Annotated in this window: 16 protein-coding genes; 5 read left to right on the forward strand and 11 right to left on the reverse strand. The window is 43.9% G+C overall.

What is annotated here, in order from left to right:
* Positions 1–25: 25 nt before the first annotated feature.
* From PATL_RS08470 to PATL_RS08495, 6 genes are read right to left on the reverse strand one after another with little or no spacing between them, the layout of a single operon-like run.
* Positions 26–1,780: a BatD family protein gene (locus PATL_RS08470; RefSeq protein WP_011574485.1), complete on the reverse strand. Its 1,755-nt coding sequence runs from the start codon at positions 1,778–1,780 to the stop codon at positions 26–28.
* A 4-nt stretch (positions 1,781–1,784) separates the two neighbouring features.
* On the reverse strand, positions 1,785–3,728 hold the full coding sequence (locus PATL_RS08475; protein ID WP_011574486.1) for a VWA domain-containing protein: 1,944 nt from the start codon (positions 3,726–3,728) through the stop codon (positions 1,785–1,787).
* Positions 3,721–4,752 (reverse strand): vWA domain-containing protein, encoded by a 1,032-nt coding sequence (locus PATL_RS08480; protein ID WP_011574487.1) that lies wholly within the window; start codon positions 4,750–4,752, stop codon positions 3,721–3,723. Before PATL_RS08480 ends, PATL_RS08475 begins: the two co-directional genes overlap by 8 nt.
* Positions 4,745–5,248 carry a DUF4381 domain-containing protein gene (locus tag PATL_RS08485; RefSeq protein ID WP_011574488.1) on the reverse strand — a complete coding sequence of 168 codons (504 nt, stop codon included), beginning with the start codon at positions 5,246–5,248 and terminating at the stop codon, positions 4,745–4,747. Before PATL_RS08485 ends, PATL_RS08480 begins: the two co-directional genes overlap by 8 nt.
* Entirely contained in the window at positions 5,245–6,216 is a 972-nt protein-coding gene (locus PATL_RS08490; protein WP_011574489.1) for a DUF58 domain-containing protein, read from the reverse strand. The genes PATL_RS08485 and PATL_RS08490 overlap by 4 nt, the downstream gene beginning before the upstream one ends.
* Before the next feature lie 11 nt (positions 6,217–6,227).
* Positions 6,228–7,184: an AAA family ATPase gene (locus PATL_RS08495; protein WP_011574490.1), complete on the reverse strand. Its 957-nt coding sequence runs from the start codon at positions 7,182–7,184 to the stop codon at positions 6,228–6,230.
* A gap of 398 nt (positions 7,185–7,582) precedes the next feature.
* Between PATL_RS08495 and fadI the strand changes: the two genes are divergently transcribed.
* Together fadI and fadJ are read left to right on the forward strand one after the other, a co-directional pair.
* Positions 7,583–8,893: an acetyl-CoA C-acyltransferase FadI gene (gene fadI, locus PATL_RS08500; RefSeq protein ID WP_006994137.1), complete on the forward strand. Its 1,311-nt coding sequence runs from the start codon at positions 7,583–7,585 to the stop codon at positions 8,891–8,893.
* A gap of 10 nt (positions 8,894–8,903) precedes the next feature.
* A complete protein-coding gene (gene fadJ, locus PATL_RS08505; protein WP_011574491.1) occupies positions 8,904–11,057 on the forward strand; it encodes a fatty acid oxidation complex subunit alpha FadJ in 2,154 nt (717 codons plus the stop codon).
* 198 nt (positions 11,058–11,255) lie between these two features.
* Here fadJ and PATL_RS22780 read toward each other — a convergent pair whose 3' ends face one another.
* The 3 genes from PATL_RS22780 to PATL_RS08515 form a co-directional block, all read right to left on the reverse strand.
* Complete coding sequence (locus PATL_RS22780; RefSeq protein WP_191917753.1) at positions 11,256–11,408, reverse strand: hypothetical protein; 153 nt, start codon at positions 11,406–11,408, stop codon at positions 11,256–11,258.
* Positions 11,409–11,765: 357 nt separating this feature from the next.
* Positions 11,766–16,283: an EAL domain-containing protein gene (locus PATL_RS08510; protein WP_011574492.1), complete on the reverse strand. Its 4,518-nt coding sequence runs from the start codon at positions 16,281–16,283 to the stop codon at positions 11,766–11,768.
* Positions 16,284–16,472: 189 nt separating this feature from the next.
* The gene (locus tag PATL_RS08515; protein ID WP_232283306.1) at positions 16,473–19,253 is read right to left on the reverse strand and encodes an insulinase family protein; all 2,781 of its coding nucleotides are present in this window, start codon (positions 19,251–19,253) and stop codon (positions 16,473–16,475) included.
* 109 nt (positions 19,254–19,362) lie between these two features.
* Here PATL_RS08515 and sixA point away from each other — a divergent pair, with 109 nt between their 5' ends.
* Together sixA and PATL_RS08525 are read left to right on the forward strand one after the other, a co-directional pair.
* Positions 19,363–19,836, forward strand: a complete 474-nt coding sequence (gene sixA / locus PATL_RS08520; RefSeq protein ID WP_011574494.1) for a phosphohistidine phosphatase SixA — start codon at positions 19,363–19,365, stop codon at positions 19,834–19,836.
* A gap of 69 nt (positions 19,837–19,905) precedes the next feature.
* A complete protein-coding gene (locus PATL_RS08525; RefSeq protein ID WP_041713566.1) occupies positions 19,906–20,097 on the forward strand; it encodes a hypothetical protein in 192 nt (63 codons plus the stop codon).
* 28 nt (positions 20,098–20,125) lie between these two features.
* Here the strand turns inward: PATL_RS08525 and PATL_RS08530 are convergent, their stop codons facing one another.
* Both PATL_RS08530 and ccsA read right to left on the reverse strand, forming a co-directional pair.
* On the reverse strand, positions 20,126–21,415 hold the full coding sequence (locus tag PATL_RS08530; RefSeq protein ID WP_011574495.1) for an HlyC/CorC family transporter: 1,290 nt from the start codon (positions 21,413–21,415) through the stop codon (positions 20,126–20,128).
* A gap of 103 nt (positions 21,416–21,518) precedes the next feature.
* Positions 21,519–22,307, reverse strand: a complete 789-nt coding sequence (ccsA, locus tag PATL_RS08535) for a cytochrome C assembly family protein (RefSeq protein WP_011574496.1) — start codon at positions 22,305–22,307, stop codon at positions 21,519–21,521.
* 233 nt (positions 22,308–22,540) lie between these two features.
* Between ccsA and ffh the strand changes: the two genes are divergently transcribed.
* Entirely contained in the window at positions 22,541–23,917 is a 1,377-nt protein-coding gene (gene ffh / locus PATL_RS08540; protein ID WP_011574497.1) for a signal recognition particle protein, read from the forward strand.
* Positions 23,918–23,920 lie beyond the last annotated feature (3 nt).

Consider the following 23,920-nt stretch of genomic DNA (forward strand, 5'->3'; position numbering starts at 1 on the left):
ATTGAAGTTGTTCCCCATTCATCAGCTAATAAAGTGGGGCTAATTTTTCGTTGCTGTGATGAGCGCTAGCTTGCTGTCGAATTAAGCTAAGTATTGAGACAATTTCTTCCTTGTTCCACTGTTTGTCCTCGGCGCCAAATTTAGATGCATATAATGTACTTATCGCATTATCTAGCGAGGCGTTGCTAAATTCGTTTTGTAATGTATTGATTGATTTACCATTACTTCCCGTTAACGTATTTAGCCATAATGTTAATGCCTGAATGATTGCCTGCGTATCCTGTTTGCTGATAGCTGCTTGCAACGAGTTCCATGCTTGCTTCTCAGAAGGATTCGTCTTATTCGCTGCGCCATTATTGGCTCTACTAAACACATTTGCTTTGGTTGTTAAGCGACGAACGTGCGCCGCCCAGCCAACAAGTGTGGTTACCCACAAGATTATTAATGTGCAGCTGAGCCAGAACCAGAGATTGGTTGTTTGGCTAACCCTTGAGATTGATTGTTCAACGCTGTGTTGGCTGTCCTGCTGGGGGGCCTGTTCTGCAGTTTGCACAGTAGGGGGGAACTGTTCGTTTTTGCCAACAGCAGCAGGTGGAATGTTGGAGGATGACGTATCATTAGCGCCTGCAACGACCGTAATGATGCGTTTGGGCAGCGTGGCATATTCTACTTGTCCGCTGACAATATTAAACCAAGGAACGCTCACTTCATCTAGCGTGAATTCACCCGCTTGACTGGGAATGATCGCGATGGTTTCAGTGCGCTGGGCGATGAGCGTATTGTCTTTTTCAACAGTGGTGGTATTTGGTTGGTTAGGGTAAACCTTCACGCCGCTGGGATATTGACTATTGATACTTGGCAGCTGCGCTTCATCAACACCTACAGCGGTAAGAGTCAAAGTGCGGGTGATTGGCTCACCGACCGTGAATTTAGATGCATCAGGTTGCCACTCTTCGTGTAGCTCAACATAATCACTAGGCAACCAGGTACCAGAATAATTGGCCGGAATGGGTTTCACGGTTATTTCTTGTGCTGGCCCCACACGATTAATGGTTTTACTGCGGCTGAAGAAACCAAAGCTTTGTTGCCTATCCTGAACTACTTCGCCTTCAAACATTGGGCCTTGGATAGTAAAGGTACCGCTCTTTTGTGGAATAACCGCAAAGGTGCGTTCAATCACCCGATAGCGTTTTCCATCGACGATGTCGTTGTATTCTGCATCTTTACCAATTTGTCGAATTTCTCCGTCGGCCAACGTAGGAGCCGATAAGCTACCTCGCTGCAGGTCTCTGGCAAGAAACAACTTTACGGTATAACGAATTTGTTGCTGTAGGTAGGTTTCATCTGTGTCTACTGACGTTGTGACATACACATCTCGACCTTCTGTACTTTGACGAGCCGATACCGGTAAAACCATCATATTAATGGGTGCTGAGCTTTTGCCTTCTATGGTAAATGCTGGAATGACAAAGCGCCCTGGCTTGCGTGGAATAAGAACGGTGGTCCAAATGGTGGTGCGGGTTGTGTCAAAGTTTATCATTTGGGTTTGCGAGCTAACAGAGGTTCTGCCTACGATAAAATCTGCGTTCAATGGGCTAGGATCGAATGCCTCGCGAGATGCATCGCCCGATGCGACCACACTTAGGGTTATCGATTCATCAGCGAGTACGGGGTTTTTATCGACCGTGGCTGACAGTTCATCTATTTGCGCAAGAGCAAATGTGCTTAAGGCCCAGAGGAATAAACATGAACGAGATAAATAACGGATAAATAACTGCATTTTGCTACCAGTTCCTTTGTCGTTGAGTCGGTGTACGTTGTTGTCTTCGCTTTTGATTTTCTATCTGCATTTTTCGTTTTAATAAAAATGCTGGATCGTCAGGAACGCGGTTGAGCAATGTTTGCATGCGTTGCATTTGTTCTTTCTGTTCGTCAGTAAGTTCTTGTGGTGCTTGTGCGCCCATGGAAGCCGCCTGCAGCTGAGACGCATCTTGTCCCTCAGCTTGCTCATTTTCATCCATAGAAGCAGGTTGAGATGATTGCTCATCTTGAGACTGCTCTCGCTCCTCTTGTTGAGAAGACTGTGCACCGTCTTGCTGACTGTTGTTTTCACTATCTTGCTCGTTCTGCTCAGGTTGTTCCTCAGAAGTGGATGGCTCGCTATCACCTTGTTGCGAGTCATTATTCGTTTGCGATTGCTTTTGGTTTTCCTGTGATGATTGCTCAGGGCTGTTATCGGCATTTTGGCCCTCTTGTTGATCGCCAGATTGGTTGTTCTCACCTTGCTGGTTTTCGTCTTGCTCTTGTTGTTCAGCATTTTCCTGCTGTTCTTGATTTTGCTGGTCCTGTTGCTTTTGCTGTTCGAGCAATGCCTTGTTTGCTTTTGCATCCTCGTGATCAGGATCAACCGCCAGTGCTCTATCGTAGGCTTTAATGGCCTCCTCAATTTCACCCAGCTGGGCAAGAGTATTTCCCTCGTTGTAACGGGCTTGCGCGCCACTTGCTGCGCGAAATGCATCAAGTGCAGCAGCGTAGTCTTGCGCTTTGTAAGCAGCTGTTCCTCGCCACATAGGGTCGTCAAAGTGTTTAGCTGCTTCTTCATAATTCTCAGTTTGAAAGGCGTGTTGACCTTGCTGATCTGCGGTTTGCCACATGTCATCCCACCAAGTTGCACCGGCGGGCGGTGTATACCCGGGCAATAACATGAAAACTGCAAATATGCTTAGTAACCCGCGACGAAAGCCATACGCGGCTAGGGGTAATAACAGTATTAACAGATAAGGGCCCATCTCTTGCCACTTATCACCAAACTTGTCATCGGTTTCGCCAGGCTTATCTTCTTGTGACGAGAGCACAGTTTGGTTTTTAAGGTAGTCGATATCGCTATCATCTGTGCGCATCGCAATATACCTGCCCCCCCCTTTGCGTGCGAGGGTTTGCAGGTTACTTGCCCGTAATCGAGGCACGACTACAGCGCCACTATTGTCTTTTAAAAAGTCACCATTAACCAATTGAATAGGAGCTCCATCGGGTGTACCAATCGACAATATGGAAAGGCGATAAGGTGAATCCTCAAGCAATTTACTCACCTCAGCGACTTGCGTATTTTCAATGCCATCGGTTATCCAAAATATTTCACCTTGCTGGTAACCAGCATTGCGTAATAGCGCGATCGCTGATTCCAAGCCTAAAAACGGCTCGCTACCGGCAACGGGCATAATTTCGGGCGACAGGCTGGGGATCAAAGCGGTTAAATTCTGCCCATCTGAACTTAGCGGGCTAATAGTGAAGGCATCACCAGCATAAGCAACGAGGCCGGTTTCACCTTCGGCGATGGCCTTGACTAAATCAATAGCCTTGTACTTAGCACGAGTTAGACGGTTCGGCGTGACATCTGTTGCTCGCATTGATAATGACATATCCAGTACCACGACTTTTCCGCTGTTTAACTGATATACCGGCTGAGGCAAGCGCTGCCACGTTGGTCCCGCGAGGGCTAAGCAGGCTAAGGTCCAAGCGACGACTAATACGTATAAAGGCGGTTTCGAAGATTTAACCCCATTATTCGCGACAAGGTGTTGGTACAGGTGTGAAGGTAAAACAGATTGCCACCCTGAGCGTTGTTGGTTCATGCGTTTCAACAGCGCAATGAGTAAAAACAAAGGAATAATGGCTAATAACCACAAAGGGCGCAAAAAATGAAAATCCGCTAGGGTAAAATCAAACATCAATCTGGCTCCTTTCTTTGGATGTTCTAGCGTTTTTAAGATTAAACAACCAGCTGGAGACAAGCGGTTTAAGGGCCAGTAATAAGGAAATAAGTAGCGCCAAGCCTAAGGGGTAGAAATAAAGTGCCTGCAGCGGGCGCATTTGTCGACTTTCTCTAGCGATGGGCTCTAATTCGTCTAGCTTGCTATAAATTTCCGTTAGGCTTTGGGCGTCTCTTGCACGAAAGTAGCGGCCCCCAGTGGATTCTGCAAGGGTGGTTAACATGCCTTCATCTAACTCTTGTGAGGGATTGACTTGGCGACTGCCAAAGATACTTTGTACTAACATTTGGTCGGCACCGACGCCTATTGTGTATAATGTGACGCCGTTGTTAATGGCTAGTTCATTGGCTTGTTCCGGCGTAATGTTACCCGCGGTATTTTGCCCGTCAGTTAACAGGATCAATACTTTGTTTGACTCTTCTTTGCTCTTGAAGCGCTTGATGGCTAAACCAATGGCATCCCCGATAGCCGTTTGTTCACCCACCAGGCCAATAAGCGACTCGTTTAATAATTGTGACACTGTCTCACGATCGTAAGTCAAGGGTGCTTGCAAGTAGGCTGTGTCAGCAAAGAAAATAAGCCCTAATCGGTCACCAATGCGACGTTGAATGAAGTCATGTAACACTGACTTTATCATTTGCAAGCGATCGACTTGACGACCGTTAACTTGCATATCGTCAATTTTCATACTGCCAGATAAATCAACCGCAATCATCAGGTCGCGGCCTTCTGCGGGAATACTAACGGGCTCGCCTAACCATTGGGGGCGAGCACTTGCACTCACTAGGGCAACCCAGCCTATGGTGGCAATTATCAAGAATGCCTTTCTACTTGTGGGTGGCTTAGAGACGTTTTGGATCCCTTGGGGCAGGTGAGGTACCCTCAAAGCAGCAGATTGCACTTGTGCCTTTGCGGGCAACAAGTAAACCAATATGGGTAACGGTAAAGCGAACCACATCCACCACCATGCAAACTCAAACATGTGCGGCTCCTGTTGAAGAAGACTCACTAACATCTTTTAATTTGGCGTACTTTAGCCATACGCCGACTTGGGCCTGAATAGCAGTAAATTGCGTACTATCCGCGGTAGCTGGGCGGTAGAGTTGTGTTTGCAATGCTGAAAAGGCCGCGTTAAAGGAACCTTGTTGGGACGACGGCAACTGCTCACAGAGATAAGCTTGCCAGCGCTGAGAGTGCAGATTTGCATGTTGCTCACTCGGTAAATAATGCATGCAAGTACGCTTGAGCAAAGTATTCATACGAATTGGCCAATCAGATTGATTGCTTGTGATTGAAGCTAGTTCATTCAGAGCATGGCGTCGTGCGGCGTTATATTGTCGGTGTTTCACCCATGCGGTGATGAGCACAATGAGAACTAAAAGGATAAAAAAGGCGACTAACCACCAACCATAGGCCGGCGGCCAAGGGCTGATTTGAGAAGGAATGTGGATGTCTTTTAATTGGTCTAACGGATTCATACGTCTGTTTCACTACTACGTTTTGATAACTGTCGCTCTAGAGATTGTGCGCAACTTATCGGTACTACATTGGCTCGGCATTTTTTCAAGCGCGTATTGATCGCGTTAAATCGCTGTTCGTGTTGACTTTGGTATTGCGTTGCGATGCGCTGTTCACCGATGAGTATTTGTTGCTCGTTTTGTCCATCAGTTAAGTTAAGCATTTGTTGGAATTTACTTTGGGGTAATGCGTGTTCAAAAGGATCGCTGATAGGATAAGCGGTTACCTCACAGTGCCGGCTTAACTGGGATATGTGCTGCTGAGCCGAATCCGTTAAGTTGGCAAAATCACTCAATATAAAGACCAAACTCCCCGGATGTGCTAAACGCCTAAGTCGAGCACACGCATCACAGAAGGTCACTTGCTCTTCATCATGGTTAGAGGGCAGTGATTGGGGATGATGTAAATTGACCATACCATTTAATAAAGAAAGTACGGCTTTCTGCCTAGAAAACGGTTTAAATTCCTTGTGCTGTGTTTGGTTGTATACCAACCCGCCTATTCGATCTCCCCGTTTATGAGCCGCCCATGCGATTAATGCGGTTAAGTGTGCGACCTGTACGGATTTAAACAGCAATTGAGTACCAAAGTGCATTGAGCTTGATAAATCCGCTAACACAAAGACCGGACGCTCTTTCTCTTCGCGGTATATTTTTGTGTGGGTTTTACCCGTGCGCGCAGTGACTCGCCAATCGATTGCTCGAATATCATCACCAGGCTGGTAATGACGAGCTTCATCAAACTCCATACCGCGGCCTTTCGTCTTCGCGAGGTAACCCCCGGCTAGCTTGGCTTGTGCGGGACGTCCTAAGCTTAAATTCAACAGACTCGCTTTGGTGCGATAATAAAGCAGTTCTTTTATACTCAGATTAACGCCATCGCTATGATGGCTGGCCAGCCACTGAGGTATGTCCTGTATCGTTTGCATATCCAGTGTCCTTAAGGAACAGGGACAAGTTGCAATATGCTATCAAGCACTTGATTGCTGCTAACACCTTCCGCTTCTGCCTCGTAACTGAGTAACAACCGGTGGCGCAGTACATTATGAAATACCGCGTGAATATTATCTGGTCCTACAAAATCTCTGCCCATTAACCAAGCGTGAGCCCGAGCGCATTTGTCTAGAGCAATCGTGGCCCTTGGGCTCGCACCAAATTCGATCCAACTCGCTAGTTGTTCGCTGTATTTTTGCGGTTGACGAGTGGCGATAATCAATTCTACCAAGTAGCGCTCTAAGGATTCGTCTAAATGAATTTCCAGTACCGATTTGCGCGCCTTGAATATGTCTTCTTGCGTCAAGTTGGGTGGCATAACCGGGGCACTATTTAATGATTCATTGCGCGTGAGTTTTAACACCGCTAACTCTGTTTCTGCCCCAGGGTAATCAATTTCTAAATGCATCAAAAACCGGTCTAGCTGTGCTTCAGGTAGGGGGTAGGTACCTTCCTGCTCAATAGGATTTTGAGTTGCCATCACTAAGAATAACGCAGGCAACGGATAGGTTTTGTTACCGACAGTAATTTGCCTTTCCGCCATTGCTTCGAGCAGCGCCGACTGCACCTTGGCGGGCGCGCGGTTTATTTCATCGGCAAGGACCAAATTATGAAAAAGTGGACCTTTTTGAAAATCAAATTTGCCTGTTTCTGGTCGATATATATCTGTACCTGTTAAATCAGCGGGCAGTAAATCAGGGGTAAATTGAACACGGTGAAAGTCACCCTCAACGCCGTTGGCCAATGAGTTAACGGCGCGGGTCTTTGCCAATCCGGGAGGACCTTCAACCAGTAGATGGCCGTCAGCAAGTAACGCCACGAGAATATTTTGCGTCAAGGTTGTTTGACCAATAACTTGTGAGTCTAAATACGCTTGTAGTTGTGAGAATTGAACTGAAGGCATGCGTTCTTATTATTCCTTGGTTGATTGGCGTACAAAGGTGTACGGGAAAATAAACTGTATAACAGACAATGCTGTGTATATAGGGTTCCATTGGTGAAAAACAATGTTACAAATAACATCTTTTCGATGAAAACCAATCCGTTTTGACGGTATAAGCTATTGTATCCATTGTTAAATAGCCTAACTAATGGGCGTAATACCGGCGACGCTGCCTTATTCAACGTCGTCTGACCGCATAGGGTGAGATTGCGCGTGTTATTCACTACCTTAGGACTATTGTAAATGTACAAAACTGACGCAATGTTACTTGGACTTTCAAAATTTCTATTCTCCCTGTACAATCGATTAAAATTACAGGTCAGACCACTTGGTTTTTGACTCAACATTAAGGGCAAATCATGACGGCAAAGCAAACAGTTACGACTCGAGATGGAGAGCGCATCGCTATCGTAGCGGGACTACGAACACCATTCGCTAAAATGGCGACGAATTTTCACGGCGTTCCTGCTGTTGATTTAGGCAAAATGGTAGTGAATGAGATGTTGGTTAAGCACAATGTGGACCCGCTACTTATCGAGCAATTGGTCTATGGTCAAGTCGTGCAGATGCCAGAAGCCCCTAATATCGCACGTGAAATAGTGCTTGGCACAGGCATGAGTGTGCATACCGACGCTTACAGCGTGTCTAGGGCGTGTGCGACGAGCTTCCAGTCTACGGTGAATATTGCGGAATCGATGATGCTGGGTAATATCAGTGTCGGCATTGCTGGGGGCGCTGATTCTACGTCTGTGTCTCCCATTGGCGTTTCCAAAAACCTAGCACGGGCTTTGACAGATCTGCAAAAAACCAAAACCTTAGGCCAAAAATTCAATGTTCTTAAAAAGCTAGGTCTAAAAGATTTGTTACCGGTTCCACCTGCAGTTGCAGAGTATTCAACTGGGTTGTCCATGGGACAAACTGCTGAGCAAATGGCCAAGAGTCATAGTATTAGCCGGGCAGACCAAGATAAGCTCGCACACCGTTCGCATTCTTTAGCAGCGCAGAGCTGGAATGAAGGTAAATTAGCTGGCGAAGTGATGACCGCTTACCCTGCGCCATACAAAAGCGCATTTGAAAAAGACAACAACATCCGCTTTGATTCAAAATTAGAAGGCTATGCCAAACTTCGCCCTGTGTTTGATAAGAAGCACGGTACTGTCACCGCGGCGAACGCTACTCCATTGACTGATGGTGCTTCAGCCGTGTTGATGATGACAGAAAGCCGTGCAAAAGCACTGGGTTACACCCCTCTTGGTTACATTAAGAGTTATGCGTTTGCCGCTATCGATGTGTGGGAAGATATGTTAATGGGGCCGTCGTATGCCACGCCTATGGCGTTAGATAGGGCGGGTATGACATTAAACGACCTAACCTTAATTGAAATGCACGAAGCGTTTGCGGCGCAAACATTGGCGAATATCAAAATGTTTGCTAGTGATAAATTTGCCCAAGAAAAGCTCGGTCGTAGTAAAGCCACAGGCGAAATTGATATGGCTAAATTCAATGTTATGGGAAGTTCACTTGCCTATGGGCATCCATTTGCAGCGACGGGCACACGTATGATCACCCAAATGTTAAATGAATTAAATCGACGTGGAGGCGGCAGTGGATTACTCACCGCTTGCGCCGCTGGCGGTCTGGCCGCAGCAATGATCGTTGAAACAGAATAAGGGCAAAAAGATGACAACTGAAAATAGTACCCAACAACTTGCCCCTAGCGCGTTTACCTTAACCAAGCGTGATGATGGCATCGCGATTTTGAGTATGGATGTGCCAGGGGAAACCATGAATACGCTCAAAGTGGAGTTTGGTGAGCAAGTCGGTGACATGCTTGACCAAATTCAAAGTGATAGCGCTATTAAAGGCGTGGTAGTGATCAGTGGTAAAGATAACTCGTTTGTGGCCGGTGCTGATATCTCTATGCTCGCAGGATGTAAAAGTGCAGAAGAAGCTGAAGCGATTGGAAAAGGCGGACAAGCGGTATTCCAACGTATCGAGGATATGGCAGTGCCATTTGTCGCTGCGATCCACGGCCCTGCTTTGGGAGGCGGGCTTGAACTGGCGTTGGCGTGTCACATGCGAGTATGTAGTGACGACAATAAGACGCAGCTGGGCTTACCTGAAGTACAGCTTGGTCTTTTACCCGGTAGTGGTGGCACGCAAAGACTCCCGCGGTTAATTAGCGTTCAACAAGCAATGAAAATGATGCTCACAGGGGCCTCAGTACGAGCAAAACAAGCCAAAAAATACGGTATCGTTGACGATATGGTGCCGCGTTCTATTTTGCTTGAAGTCGCGATTGAAATGGCGAAAAAACCTAAGCCGAATAGAAAACCAGTAAAGCTTGATGCAATGGGGCAGTTTCTTGAACGTACCCCTATGGGCCGAAAACTCATGTTTAAACAAGCTCGCAAACAAACTCAGGCTAAAACAATGGGGAATTATCCCTCACCTGAGCGCATTATTGATTGTATCGAAACGGGATTAGAGAAGGGAAAAGCCCAAGGTTTTGCTGTGGAAGCTAAGCATTTTGGTCATCTGGTTATGACGTCTGAATCAGCTGCTTTACGTAGTTTGTTTTTCGCGACCACCGAAATGAAAAAAGAAAATGGCGTGGAAGGAGTAGCGCCTAAAACACTGAAGAAAATCGGCGTGTTAGGCGGTGGGTTGATGGGCGGTGGCATTGCGTTTGTGACGGCAACCAAAGCTAAACTTCCGGCTCGAATCAAAGATATCCGCAGCGATGGCATCGCGCATGCGATGAAATATTCCTACGATATTTTGAACAAAAAAGTGAAGCGCAAGTTTATGCTGCACTCAGAAATGCAATCTCAGTTATCACGGCTAACAGGCTCTGTTGATTATGTTGGGTTTGATAACACCGATGTGGTGATTGAAGCGGTTTTCGAAGATTTAGCGTTGAAACAAAATATGGTTGCGGATGTGGAAGAGCATTGCTCAGAGCATACGATTTTTGCTTCGAATACATCTTCTATCCCCATAGGTCAAATTGCCGCTAAGGCGAAGCGCCCTGAAAATGTTATTGGTTTACATTATTTTTCACCGGTAGATAAGATGCCCTTGGCAGAAGTTATTGCGCATGAAGCCACCTCTGACCAAACAATATCCACTACGGTTGAGCTAGCGAAGAAGCAAGGTAAAACCCCGATCGTTGTAAAAGACGGCGCAGGTTTTTATGTTAATCGAATTTTAGCGCCATATATGAATGAATCTGCTGAAATTCTATTGGCTGGTGAGCCCATTGAGCAGATAGATAAGGCGTTAGTCAAATTCGGTTTCCCTGTGGGACCCATCAAACTTTTAGATGAAGTGGGTATTGATGTTGGCACTAAAATAGGACCAATTTTGGTTGCTGAGTTCGGTGAGCGATTCCAGTCAGCGCCAGGTTTTGACAAATTATTGGCGGACGATCGAAAAGGTAAGAAGAACAAGCGTGGTTTTTATAACTATGAAGGTAAAAAGCCTGGCAAAGAAGTCGATGAAAGCGTTTATGATCTACTTGGCATTACGCCTAATAGCCGCTTGAGCGAGCATACTATTGCCGAACGTTGTGTGTTACTCATGCTTAATGAGGCCGCTATATGTCTTGACGAAGGTGTTGTGCGTAATCCTAGAGACGGTGACATAGGTGCGATATTTGGTATCGGCTTTCCACCATTCTTAGGCGGCCCGTTTAGATACATGGATACCTTAGGCATTAACCACGTTGTGGAACGATTAACGCATTATCAGCAGCAGTTCGGTGACAAGTTTGCGCCTGCTAAGCGCCTTTTAGACATGGCAGAAAGTAAGGATACGTTTTACCCGAAATAGTTAATGTGTATTTTAACTAGCCTTTGAAAGCCGAGCGGATTAGCTCGGTTTTTTTACGCCTTATTTTACCAAATGACCAATTAGTTAACTCGGAGTGTTCCGACTCGTCATACCAACCTTAAATTACAGGCATAAAAAAAGAGAGTTCCTCTCTCTTTTTTTCTACTGAATAATAAAATTCAATTAGTATTTAGTCATCTAGAATCTTACTGAACCTACTCTTATTGCTTTATTTTCTACCGTTGAAGTTATTGTTTTTGTCGCTTCAGGAGCTTTAGCGCTTTCAACAGATTGTGTTGCAACAGGAGCAGCGGTAGTAAGGGCTAGAGCAATTGCATAAGCTTTTAACATTGGATATTCCTCTTTATATTTTTATTATTGACGTTTTGCTGACTATTATTTGTCAGTCGAAAGTATTAATGCTTATTGTGTGCCAATGTGCTCAAGGTAGAATTAATACACGATGAAATTACGTAGCGGGGAGGTTATCTATACGCGAGAAGGTAAAGATACTTTCAAAAACCGTATCGCAATATTTTGCGATCATTATATAGATCAAGATTCATAATTTTTAGCGAACAAGGAGAAGATGAATCAAATAGAGTTCTCCCCAAGCCATGTAGTATGGGGTTGTTAACGATAGCGTTTCAATTTTTTGGTGATGAAAACTAGGCAACGCTAGTGGCTGAAAAAAGCTAAGGGGTACCCTTAGCTACCTTGCAATAATTTGTTTAGCTGGTGATTTTCTTTTAGTAACCGTTCGAAGCGTGAAGAGCTCAGAGGCTTGCTATAAAGATAGCCTTGTAGCATTTCACATTCATAGCGACGTAATATTGACATCTGTTCTTCGAGCTCTACACCCTCGGCAACAACTTTGAGGCCAAGATTGTGCGCTATGGTGATAATAGCGGCAGTCATGTGCCGGTCAACGCTGCTGGTGGCAATGTCGTCAATAAAGGCTTTGTCTATTTTAAGGGTGTTAAGCGGGAATCGTTTTAGATAGGCCAGAGAAGAGTAGCCCGTACCGAAGTCATCAAGGGCTAAATGTATGCCTCTTTCACGCAAACGAGTCATCATGCGCAGAGCATTGTCAGGGTCTTGCATCAATGTGCCTTCGGTAATTTCACACTCTAGATGCAATGGCGAAAGATCTGCTTTTTGCAAAATGCTCTCGATTTTCTCATCTAAATCCGGTAATTCAAATTGACGCGCTGATATATTAACCGCCACGCGACCGGTGAAAATCCCCGCTTTAACCCAACGTTTGGTGTCTTCACAAGCTTTTCGTAATACCACTTCACCAATATCGATGACTTGTCCAGTTTGCTCTGACAACGGGATGAACTGAGCCGGGCTCACAATGCCCTTCTCTGGATGTTCAAAGCGCACTAAGGCTTCCATACTAACCAATTTGCCGGTAGCGATGTCAATCTTAGGCTGATAATAAACGTTAAATAAATCTTCCTTTAAGCCGTGGCGTATCAAATTCTCTATTTGTAATTGGCGCACTGCATTTTGATTCATTTCACCGCTGAAAAATTGATATTTGTTACCGCCAGCGTTCTTGGCGAAATACATAGCAGTATCCGCATTTTTCAATAATTCCTGTGGTGAACTACCGTCTTCAGGATAAAACGCGATCCCAATACTGGCACCCAGCACAAATTCTTGATGATTGATTAAAAAAGGGCGGGCCAAGTCATCTAAAATGGATTGAGTGAAATGCGTCACACTGTGCACGTCAGTGTCTTTGTCGAGCAGTATACTAAATTCGTCGCCTCCAAGGCGGTAGCACGTTGCACTTTTACCGGCTAATTTCTGCAAACGCCGTGCTATTTGTTTAATCAATAAGTCGCCGGTCTGATGACCTAATGAGTCGTTAATTTTCTTAAAGTTGTCCATGTCTAAACATACCAACGCATGCTGGGTGCCACGGCGCACAATATTATTATGGCTCGCTTGAAAGAAAGAGCGGTTTGGTAAGTCGGTAAGGGGATCAGTATTGGCTAACTTAAGCAATTCTTTTTCGGTGCTTTTTCTAGGTGTAATATCAGAAAATACACCTACGTAATGGCTAATGCGGCCGTCCTCATCATTGATGGCATCGATGTTCAATTCCATCTCATACTTCTCACCATTTATTCGTCTTGATTCGACCTCTCCGTTCCAATTGCCTTTTTGACGAAGGGATTTTTTTACTTCTTCGGTAAAAGCCCCAGGATATTGATGGAAGGTGAGATAACTTGCTAATGCTTGCTCTCGCGTTTCGCCAGTGTATTTACAATATGCCTTGTTGACAGAAATGTATCTAAAGCTGGTATCTGCAATAAATACGCCGTCTGAAATGGTTTCAATGGAGCGTTTGAAAAGCTTTAATTGCTCTTCAGCTTCTTTCAGGTGGCTAATATTTTTAAATGTACCCGTCATCCGAACAGGTTGATTATTGTTATCACGGCTAACAACCTTGCCTCGGTCAAGCACCCACAACCATTCACCTTTAAAGGTGCTTGCTCGGTATGTGACTTCAAAATGCTCGGTTTTATCTTGTAGGTGTTCGTTAAGCGCATCCTGAACCCGCTTCAGATCGTTCTGGTGGATATTAGCTTGGTAGGCACTGTTAACGCGAATATCATCTTGAGGAAAGTCCATGATCCCCCACGTGTTTGAGCGGAACACTTGACCTTGATATATATCCCAATCCCATAATTCGTCACCGCTGCTCCATAATGTCAGTTTTAAACGCTCTTCACTTTCGGTTATTGCCAAGCGCGCCACACGCTTAGAGCGATATTGCTTAACCACCGCCAATATGCTGAACAACACTAATATGCAGTAAAAAATGAGGGCATTGCGATGTAACCATAGCGGTGGCTCGATGTTGACTGTCAACTTTCGGGACTTAGACCATGGGTCCATGTTATGCCGGCTTTGAACCTCAAATTGATATCGGCCAAAGTCTAAGTTTGTAAAAGTCGCTTCTCGCGTACGCTTATCTGCATCCAGCCATTTATTAGAATAACCACCTAACTTATAACGATAAGAATACCCTTTAGCATCTAGCGGATTAAGTTGCCCAAAGGTTAAGCTAACGTGATTTGAGCTGTTAGAAAGTGTAAGTTGATCGGTAAGATAAATGGGCTTTCGTAACGGGCTGCCTACACTATGAACGTCGATTTTTCTATTGAATAATCCTAGGTGAGTAATGATTGGGGGAATTGAAATATTGCTATTAGCAAGGTTGCTGCTTGAGGGCGGTCTGTTCTGAGTTATTTGGTCATGATCGAACAGGTTAAAACCTTGTGAGCCGCCAAATAAAATTTTCCTATCTGAAGTGACGAGTCCAGCGCCTTCATTGAAATCGTTAAAATTGAGTCTCTCAGGCGTTATTTGTTGGATGACCTGAGCAGATGAAATAGAAACTTCTTCGATTCCGCCTGCCATGGTAGTTAGCCAAATACTATCGTCTACTTTCAAAGCTTGTACTATTTGATTATCAGATAACCCAGAACTGACATTTATTTTTTGCGTAACTTGGAAAGTTTGCTTATCCAAAACAATAAGCCCGAACTCAAGAGACGCTAACCAAAACTGCTCGTCTGTTTCAACCACGGCGCTAAAATTGTTGCTGGTAAGTAGCGGATCGTTCGACAGCTGATCAAGTTTTTGCGTTTTCATGTCAAAGAGCAGGAGTTCATTGTTTCCTCTTAACCATAACCGCTCTTCGCTATCTATGAATACTGGATCTAATGTCTTAAATGTTTTATTGCCTAGTTGTATGGTGTGGGCGCTAAAATCACTTGTATCTATCCATCTTAATTTATTATCAAGGGACTTTAGCCAAATCTTATTTTTAGAGTACAAAACCCTATAATAAAAGTTACCTTTAGATAGGGTTTTCAAGAGGCTTAATTCGCCATTATCGGCTTTCTCATAAATGTATATTCCTCCACTTGTTGCTAACCAAAGGCGATCTTTTTCGTCGATAGTCATGTCCCAAATACTGTACTCAAAGTCTTCAAGCCAGGACGTAAATCGCTCCGTATCAGTGTTAAACTCGGATATGCCGCCAGCCTGAGTTGCAAGCCACACCAACCCCTTACTATCTAGCTTTATTGACCACACTACATCGCCAGCCAATGTATTCGTATTTGACGCAGTTGAGACATAATGACGAAAAAGTGCTGAGTCTTGATTGTATCGATACACCCCTCCGGTATGTGAACCAAGCCATAAGGTATCGTTACTATCACGAAACATACTGAGTAGGAATATACCAGCATCGCTTTGTGAGGGGAGCTTGGCTAAGCCACTATCTGGTGAAATATGCTTAGTAGTATCCTTTGTCTTACTTACAATTGTTAGACCAGCTGATGTACCGAGCCAGATATCTCCATCATTGCCTTGTTGGATGCTGCGTACTTCGTTTCCAAGAAGGCTTGGCGAGCTGTTCCCGTTGAAATGCAGTAGCTCTTGAGTTTCTTTATCCCACATATAGGCGCCAAGCTCGGTCGCAAACCAATAACTGTTTCCGAAATGCTTTACATCAAATAAATATTGAGCAGGAATAGTGATGTTAAGTGGGTTTTGAGCGTTTAAGTTATAGAGTGTATTTGACTCATTCTCTAGTAGATAAATGCCGTGTCCGTAGCTACCAATGATGCTAAAAGTATCTTCGACAAGTATAGCTTTAATTTCTGCAGGAAGTCGTTCCGAGGATACCTCTACTGGGGTGAAATCATTTGTCTGTTTAGAATACGTGTAAAGAGTCGATTCGTTAGCGACTAGCAATTTTCCAGTATTGGTGAGACTTAGGGTATTTATAATATTGTTATTTAAACTGCTATTTTGTTGGTTATAACGAGTGAAATCATCCGATAAAGGATTGTAGCGCGCCAGACCGTTTTGCGTGCCGATCCACAGTGCCCCGTCCTGATCTATTAACATGGTTCTCATAAAATCATGAGGTAATGATTTAACGTCATTTGGGTTATGCTGATAATTGACAAATTCATAGCCATCGAAACGGCTCAAGCCGTTTGCAGTGGCAAACCACATAAAGCCGCGCTTATCTTCGATGATGTCGGTGATGGTATTTTGCGTTAAGCCGTCGGCTTTGGTGAGATTATCAAATGAAAATGTTTGAGCATGAGCGGCATTAAAAAAGCCAAAAGTAGCGCTTACGAGCCACAGACACCAAAAGATGGATGGAATAGTTAAAGTACGCAATTAACACCTGTCAGCAGTTTTTCTGCTTTGTAATTATTAATATTTAGGAAACTATCCGTAGTACCCACGGCCTTAAATATGCCTAAAATATGGGGCCTTAACAAGTTTTAATCGTTACTTTTTAACGCTACAGCTAACTTTTACTAACAAGCAGTGAATTGTTCGGTCTATTAAAGAAATATTAACGCTTTATTCTACTAACGGCGTGCGTTTTTTAAACTCCGAGACATCGTCAACTGGAGTCGTCAAAAGCTCATCGGCCGATATTGAATGCTTAGGGTCGCTGTACAGTATTAATTCACCCGTGTTTTTACCGATGATGAGACCGTTTACGAAGTTCATTAGATCCGAAAACTCGATGCATTCTAATTCATTTGCCGTGTCTCTATTTTGAGAAAAACGATAGTCTTGATTGCCTAATGCAGACCACAAACGTTGACTCTTGATACTTAGATTTGCATCTCTTTGACATAATTGCTTCATCACGCCATGTTTTATGTCACGCCAATTTTTCTGATAAGACAATAGATCTACTGTTAACTTTTTCAAAAAGTCTCGGATGACGGTAATGAGGTATTGCGCCGAATATTTAGGTGATTGCACATAGAATGCTATGCCGGGATGTTGGTTGAACGGCACATAACCACTCCCCACTAAATAACCCAATTGCGCTTGCTGGCGGGCAAAGTTAAAAAAGACAGGTGACACTAATTGTTCTAATAATATCGTCAACAATGTGTCTCGGCGCCCGGTATTGGGAGATTGGTAATAAATGACCACAGCGGCATCCGGATGCTCACAGGGAAGGGCGTGAAGTAACGAATCTTGCTTTGATAAATCAAATACACTCCTCGATAGCTTTTTGTGCCCGCTATATAATGCGTGTTTTTGATGTAATTTATCCGAGAACCGGTGTACGTGATTGATATCCCAGTTTCCAAAAATGAGAGATTCCATATATCTATCATTTAGCAATTGGCCTTTTACGGTGTGGACATGTTCAAGTGTTGTGCTCTCCATGGCAGCGACCATACTCAGTGGTGTATGGGTATTTTGCTGCATGAAAGCCGAGAGTCTGGCGAATAATCGGTTGATGGGTTTATTCAGTAAGTTGTTGTGTAGGCTCTGACATTGTTGTTGTTTAATCTGCTCAAAGTGTTTTTCAAAGTCTTCAAAAGAGTGTAATTGATCTATTAGCTCCTGATTAAAGGTCAGTTGCTTGGCGCTAAAGCCACTGGTATGCAAAGAAAAACCACATTGGTGTGAATACAAATGATAATTAAGCCCTGCTACATTTGCTTGATAATAAGCTTGCTGGAAATGGTTATTGAGTAAGGCAATCCACAGTTTTCTAGATGCTGTCGCTTCAACCCCAGTGGTGGCTGCTTGGCAATCGAATGAGATATAGCAATCACCTCTTGGTAAACCAAATTGGGTATCTTGACCAAACCAGACATTGAAGTCCTCTGATGCAACTATGTTTTGGGGTACAGAATACTTCTTTTCAGCTTGAATCAATGTATGCTCGAGGCTCAGAAATTGATTTTCTTCAGGTAACATTAAGAGCGAACTGCAACTCTCATTTTGCAATTTCTTTAGCAATTGAGGGGGCAGGGGAGACACTGCGTAAGGGGTGTTGTACCACTGGCTTATTTGGTTCGTTTGAGCATCAGGGGAAACGACTTTAACGCGCATATTTGACGGCGTAAAAAAGCCCAGTATTTCGTCCACAATTGAAGGGTCGGCCTTATCGAGTATGTATTCTGAGGCAATAAGGTGTTCACAAGGGTAGAGAAATATTGCGCTGGATAAGCTAACAGCTTCATCAATCGGTTTTATGGCATCAGCAAATTGCCAGATTTGTTCCAGCAACGCTTTCTTTTCATCAAAGAAGCGCAGTTTGCTGTGCTGCCTAATATTCTCTAAGTATTGAAATAGCGTTTCTAACATGGAGTCAATGTTGGCTAACCCCAATTCTGTTAGTTGTAAGTTGACATTGAAGTCTCGAAAGTTACTGCCTTCGATACCACCACCGACACTAATATTGGTAGCGAATCCCTTTTCTTTAAAAAATCCAAGTAAGCCATTTGGGCCCTCATCAGCCAATAACTCGCTGATAATACTTAGCGGTTTAGTGCGATAATAATGGTGTACACATGGCAGTGCGAACGTGACGATAAGCCTGCGAGCCGATTTTAGGGGGGTAATATCAATTCTAATACCCAACTGCTCGGGCAGGTAAAGTGCTGGTAAAGGGGGTCGCTTAGACGGTTTTCTATTTTCCAGTTGTCCAAAATATTGCTCAATGAGCGTTAAACTCGTTTGATGACTAAATGGGCTGATGATGCACAATGCGATATTTTGAGAGACGTATTTATCTTGATGCAGTGTTTTTAGACGCTGCCGCACTTCTTGTAAATTAAGTTCACCCAAGGTGGTTGCATTACCGACAGAAAATTGACTAAAAGGGTGGTCCGGGTTAGCCGTTTCCTTGTGCACCTCATATAGCCTGCGCAAATCGTCGTGTATTTTTAATGAAAACTCAGCATCAATCGCGCCGATTTCTTTTTCAATTGCCTCTGTTTCAAATAAAGGCGCTGTCAATAACTGACTGAAATGATCAAGTGCAGACGAGAGATGTTCACCGGTTACCGAAAAGTAATAGTGACTATATTCTGAGCCAGTGGCAGCGTTTACCGAGCCGCCATGTAAAGAAAGAAAAGTATCAAACGCATCTATCGTTTTATATTTTTTGTTGCCTTGAAACAGCATATGTTCCAACAAATGGCTCAAGCCTAAGCAATCAATAGGATCACTAAAATGACCATTGCCAACAGTAGCCGCTACGTTGCACACTTCACTGCTTGGGTCTTCGACGAATATCACTTTCAAGCCGTTCTCAAACTGAGAAAAGTGATAGTGACGATTATCGAGGCGATGAGTAAGCAAAAGACTAGATCCTGTTTTCATATATTGCGCTGAAATAGCATAACGCAAAAAACACTCAACTCTCGGATTTTCAAACATTTATTTGCTATATTAAGCGTAACAAAGTTTGTTAACCATTCAGCAGTAATTTATGCATATTATTATCATGCGTCATGGCGAAGCCGAGACTGCTCAATATGAAGACAGTTCCCGTGAATTAACGAGGTTTGGCCTAGAGCAGGCCAAGGCTGCAGGGCAATGGTTATTAGACCGCTGTGAGCCGTCAGGGATCGAGATGAGCCTTGTTAGCCCATTTATCCGAGCACGACAAACATTGGAAGCGGTCGGTGAAAAGATAACAGTCCATAGCCAAACTGTATCAAATGATATCACGCCTGACGGGAACATTTGGCTAACTCATGATTACATTGATTATTTACTCGAAGAGAATAGGGTGAAACATTCGCTATTAATTGTGAGCCATATGCCGTTTGTGAGTTATTTTTTAGACGAGATAACAGGACAACAACATTCGTTATTTTTTGACACTTCGAGTATAGTTATGGTTGATTATCAACCAACCACACACTCAGGGACGGTGTTGGATATTTATCACCCATCTTGAAGTTAAGGGATAAACTTTCACTATAGATTTGAGTATGAGAACCGATAACTCGTTAGAGGGGTTACATTCATGCCAGGCAAAAATTTACCTGCCTACTTAAAGCAGGTACTTGAACATCATGTATCAAATGCACAACTGACTCATGACTCTGAGCTTCAGGGCATTTACGAGCGCCTGACAAACCTGAATACAAAAGTAGAGCTAGCAAAAGAGAAAATCCGTCAAAATAGACTGGCAAAAGATCCCCTTACCAAAATTTAAGGTTTCAATGGTGTTGGTATAATCTCACTCAATCAGATCTATTATTATCTTGTGCTAAGTAGAATTGCGGCATTATTCGTACTGTTTTGACAACGTTATCTTTCATTTCGATAATTTCAAGAGGATAGCCAGCTAATCGTAAACTGATATTGGCTTCTGGAATATCTTCCAAATACTCTAAAATAATCCCATTAAGGGTTTTTGGTCCTTCGGTGGGAAAATGCCAATCCATCTCTTTGTTTAACTCTCGAACATTGGCGCTGCCGTCAACCAGTACACTTCCATCCTGCTGAGTATCTGCTTCTTTGCTATGATCCGGCACCATGCTTGTGGTGAAGTCACCAATAATTTCTTCAAGGATATCTTCTAAGGTAACCAAACCTTGAATATCACCGTATTCGTCCACAACTAGACCAATGCGTTCTTTAACGGCTTGAAACTTATACATTAATGTATGTAATGGTGTCGATTCAGGGGTGAAGTAGATTTCCCGAACGGCGCGCAAAAGGCTGGATTTGGTAAACTCGTCTTTGGACAGCAACCGCAAGGCATCACGCACATGAACAAAGCCAACTGCGTCATCAATGCTATCGCGATACAGTAAAACACGAGTGTGTTGCGAGTTTATCAACTGTTTTTGAATGTCTTTCCATTCATGATTGATATCTATGGCCACAATTTCATTGCGTGGGACCATAATATCTTCAGCGGTCACTTTCTCTAAGTCTAAAATGCCCACTAACATGTCTTGGTGCTTTTTGGGGATCATGGCGCCCGCTTCGTGTACTACGGTGCGCAGTTCTTCTCTGCTTAAACTACCGCTGCCACTGTCATCAGTACTGATGCGCAACAGCTTTAAAATAAAATTAGTTATTCCGTTTACTAAAAACACCAATGGGTAAAGTAACTTAAGCATAGGTAGAAGGAAAAAAGAGGCTGGAAAAGAGACTTTTTCTGGGTAAAGTGCTGCAACCGTTTTAGGTGTGACCTCAGAAAAAATAAGGATAACCAGGGTGAGCACCACTGTCGCCATCGCTATACCGACATCTCCGTATAAACGTAACCCTAAGACGGTTGCAACTGCCGATGCTGCAATATTGACAAGATTATTGCCAATAAGGATTAAACCGATCAAGCGATCAGGCCTTTCAAGAAGCTTTTGAACTCTCAGAGCACCTTTATTGCCTTCGTTACCCAAGTGTTTTAGTCGATATCGATTGATCGACATCATACTGGTTTCAGAGCTAGAAAAATAAGCGGAAAGTAATACTAAAATACCAAGTAGAATAAATAGACTACCTGTTGATATATCGTCCAACTAAGGGATCCCTAAAGGTTGTTAAAGCGAAACTTTAAGGGCAAATTCCCCACGTTTCAAGCAAGTTGGCTTATTTTACTATAGATATTGGCTAAAAACAGGATCAGCTTAGAATTATTTCTTTGACAAACCGACTACCAAAATAAGCCAGACTCAAAAGTATTGAGCCCAAAATAGTGGCGAAAATAATGGGTTTACCGCGCCAACCAAATTTGAAGTGTCCAAATAGCTCAACAGAAAACACCAACCAAGCCAATATCGACAAAATGGTCTTGTGAGCTTGCCCTTGGCCGAACATGTTTTCTAAGAATACAAACCCACTTATTAATGACAGAGTTAGAAGAATAGTACCAACGGTAAGCAATTTGAAGAGGATGCCTTCAACCATCATCAACGGGGGGAGGGAAGAGTGCAGGAGCGAGGCTTTTTTCTCTTTAAGGCGCATGTTGATGTATGCCAACTGTAGCGCGTAGAGTAAGGCAATACCAAGGCAAGCATAAGCAAATAGCGCTAACCCTATGTGAATCATTAATTCAGGGCGCACGCCAATTTGCATAATGTGCGCGTCGGGAATAAAGAGGTCAAGCAGAATTATGACGCCAGTAAATGAGTACACCACAGGCAGTAAAATGGTATTTGGCATGGTAAAGGCGGCTATCAACATGGTCACACTAATCAACCATGCGACAAGTGAAGCAACATTGAGCATGCTTAAATTCTCGCCAAGGCTAACAAAAATATCGTTATTTAATAGCCAAGCATGCATGGCTATCGCTGCGATAGCTAATACATAAGACAGTTTTAGGTTGGGGCCTTTATGGTCAAAAAACTTCAATAAAATTACGCCAGCAGCGCCAGCATATAGGCAAAAACAAATTAAGCCTAACAACATGATCTAACCTCGATTTCCGTATTGATGTTGAGCGAATTCACGAACGAAGCCTGAAGGGCAAAAACGCGAACGATTAACGCTCTGAGACGACGGAGTATAACCATTATGCCCCTTCATACCTAGTGTTTAGCAATAATTCTCATTAACTTTATTTGTTGTACTGCTTTGGTTCTTATCTGGGAGGAATTTAGGTATCATAAGCACATCTAGAATTTAACTTGTATAAATTTGCTATGTTTGAAAATTTAACAGAACGCTTAGGCAAAACTCTCAAAGATATCAGCGGCCGTGGCCGATTAACTGATGACAACATCAAAGACACCCTGCGCGAAGTACGCATGGCGCTTCTTGAGGCCGATGTCGCCTTGCCAGTGGTAAAAAGCTTCATTGAGCAGGTGAAAGAGCGTGCTGTAGGCACCGAAGTTTCAAAAAGTTTAAATCCCGGCCAGGTATTCATCAAAATTGTACAAGCTGAGTTGGAATCTGTCATGGGGCAGGCCAATGAAGGCTTAGACCTTGCCGCGCAGCCGCCAGCAGTCGTACTCATGGCAGGTCTGCAAGGTGCGGGTAAAACCACCAGCGTGGGTAAACTAGCGCGCTATTTAACCGACCGTGAAAAGAAAAAAGTACTTGTGGTCAGTGCTGACGTGTATCGTCCTGCGGCCATCAAGCAGCTTGAAACCCTAGCGATTGAAGTCGGTGTAGAGTGTTTCCCGTCGACGATAGAACAAAAGCCGATTGATATTGTTAATGCAGCAGTTGATCACGCAAAGAAAAAATTCTTTGATGTGTTATTAGTCGATACTGCGGGGCGTTTACACATAGACGCAGAAATGATGGGAGAGATTAAAGACCTTCATCAAGCGATTAAACCGATAGAGACATTGTTCGTGGTGGACGCCATGACCGGGCAAGATGCCGCGAACACGGCCAAAGCGTTTAATGAAGCGTTGCCATTAACCGGTGTTATCTTGACGAAGACAGACGGTGATGCCCGCGGTGGTGCTGCATTATCTGTTCGCCATATCACTGGCAAGCCTATTAAATTCTTGGGTATGGGCGAAAAAATTGACGCCCTTGAACCTTTCCACCCTGAGCGTGTTGCTTCACGTATATTGGGTATGGGTGATGTACTGAGCCTGATTGAGGAAGTTGAGCGTAAAGTTGATAAAGATAAAGCCCAACGTCTTGCCAAGAAAGTACAGAAAGGCAAAGGTTTTGACTTACAAGACTTCAAAGAGCAGTTGGAACAAATGCGTAATATGGGCGGCATGATGTCCATGATGGATAAACTACCCGGTATGGGCAACATGACCGCTCAGGTGAAAGACAAGGCCAACGATAAGTCATTTAATCAAATGGAAGCGATCATTAATTCAATGACACCCCTTGAGCGTGCTAAGCCCGATACCATCAAAGGCTCACGCAAACGTCGAATTGCTATGGGGTCTGGTACTCAAATTCAAGACGTAAACCGCCTGTTGAAGCAGTTTACCCAAATGCAAAAGATGATGAAGAAAATGTCAGGCGGTGGCATGAAGAAAATGATGCGCAACATGAAAGGTATGATGCCCCCTGGTGGTCCTGGTGGAATGTTCCCACCACGTTAACTA

It is taken from the genome of Paraglaciecola sp. T6c (assembly GCF_000014225.1).
GTDB lineage: Bacteria > Pseudomonadota > Gammaproteobacteria > Enterobacterales > Alteromonadaceae > Paraglaciecola > Paraglaciecola atlantica_A.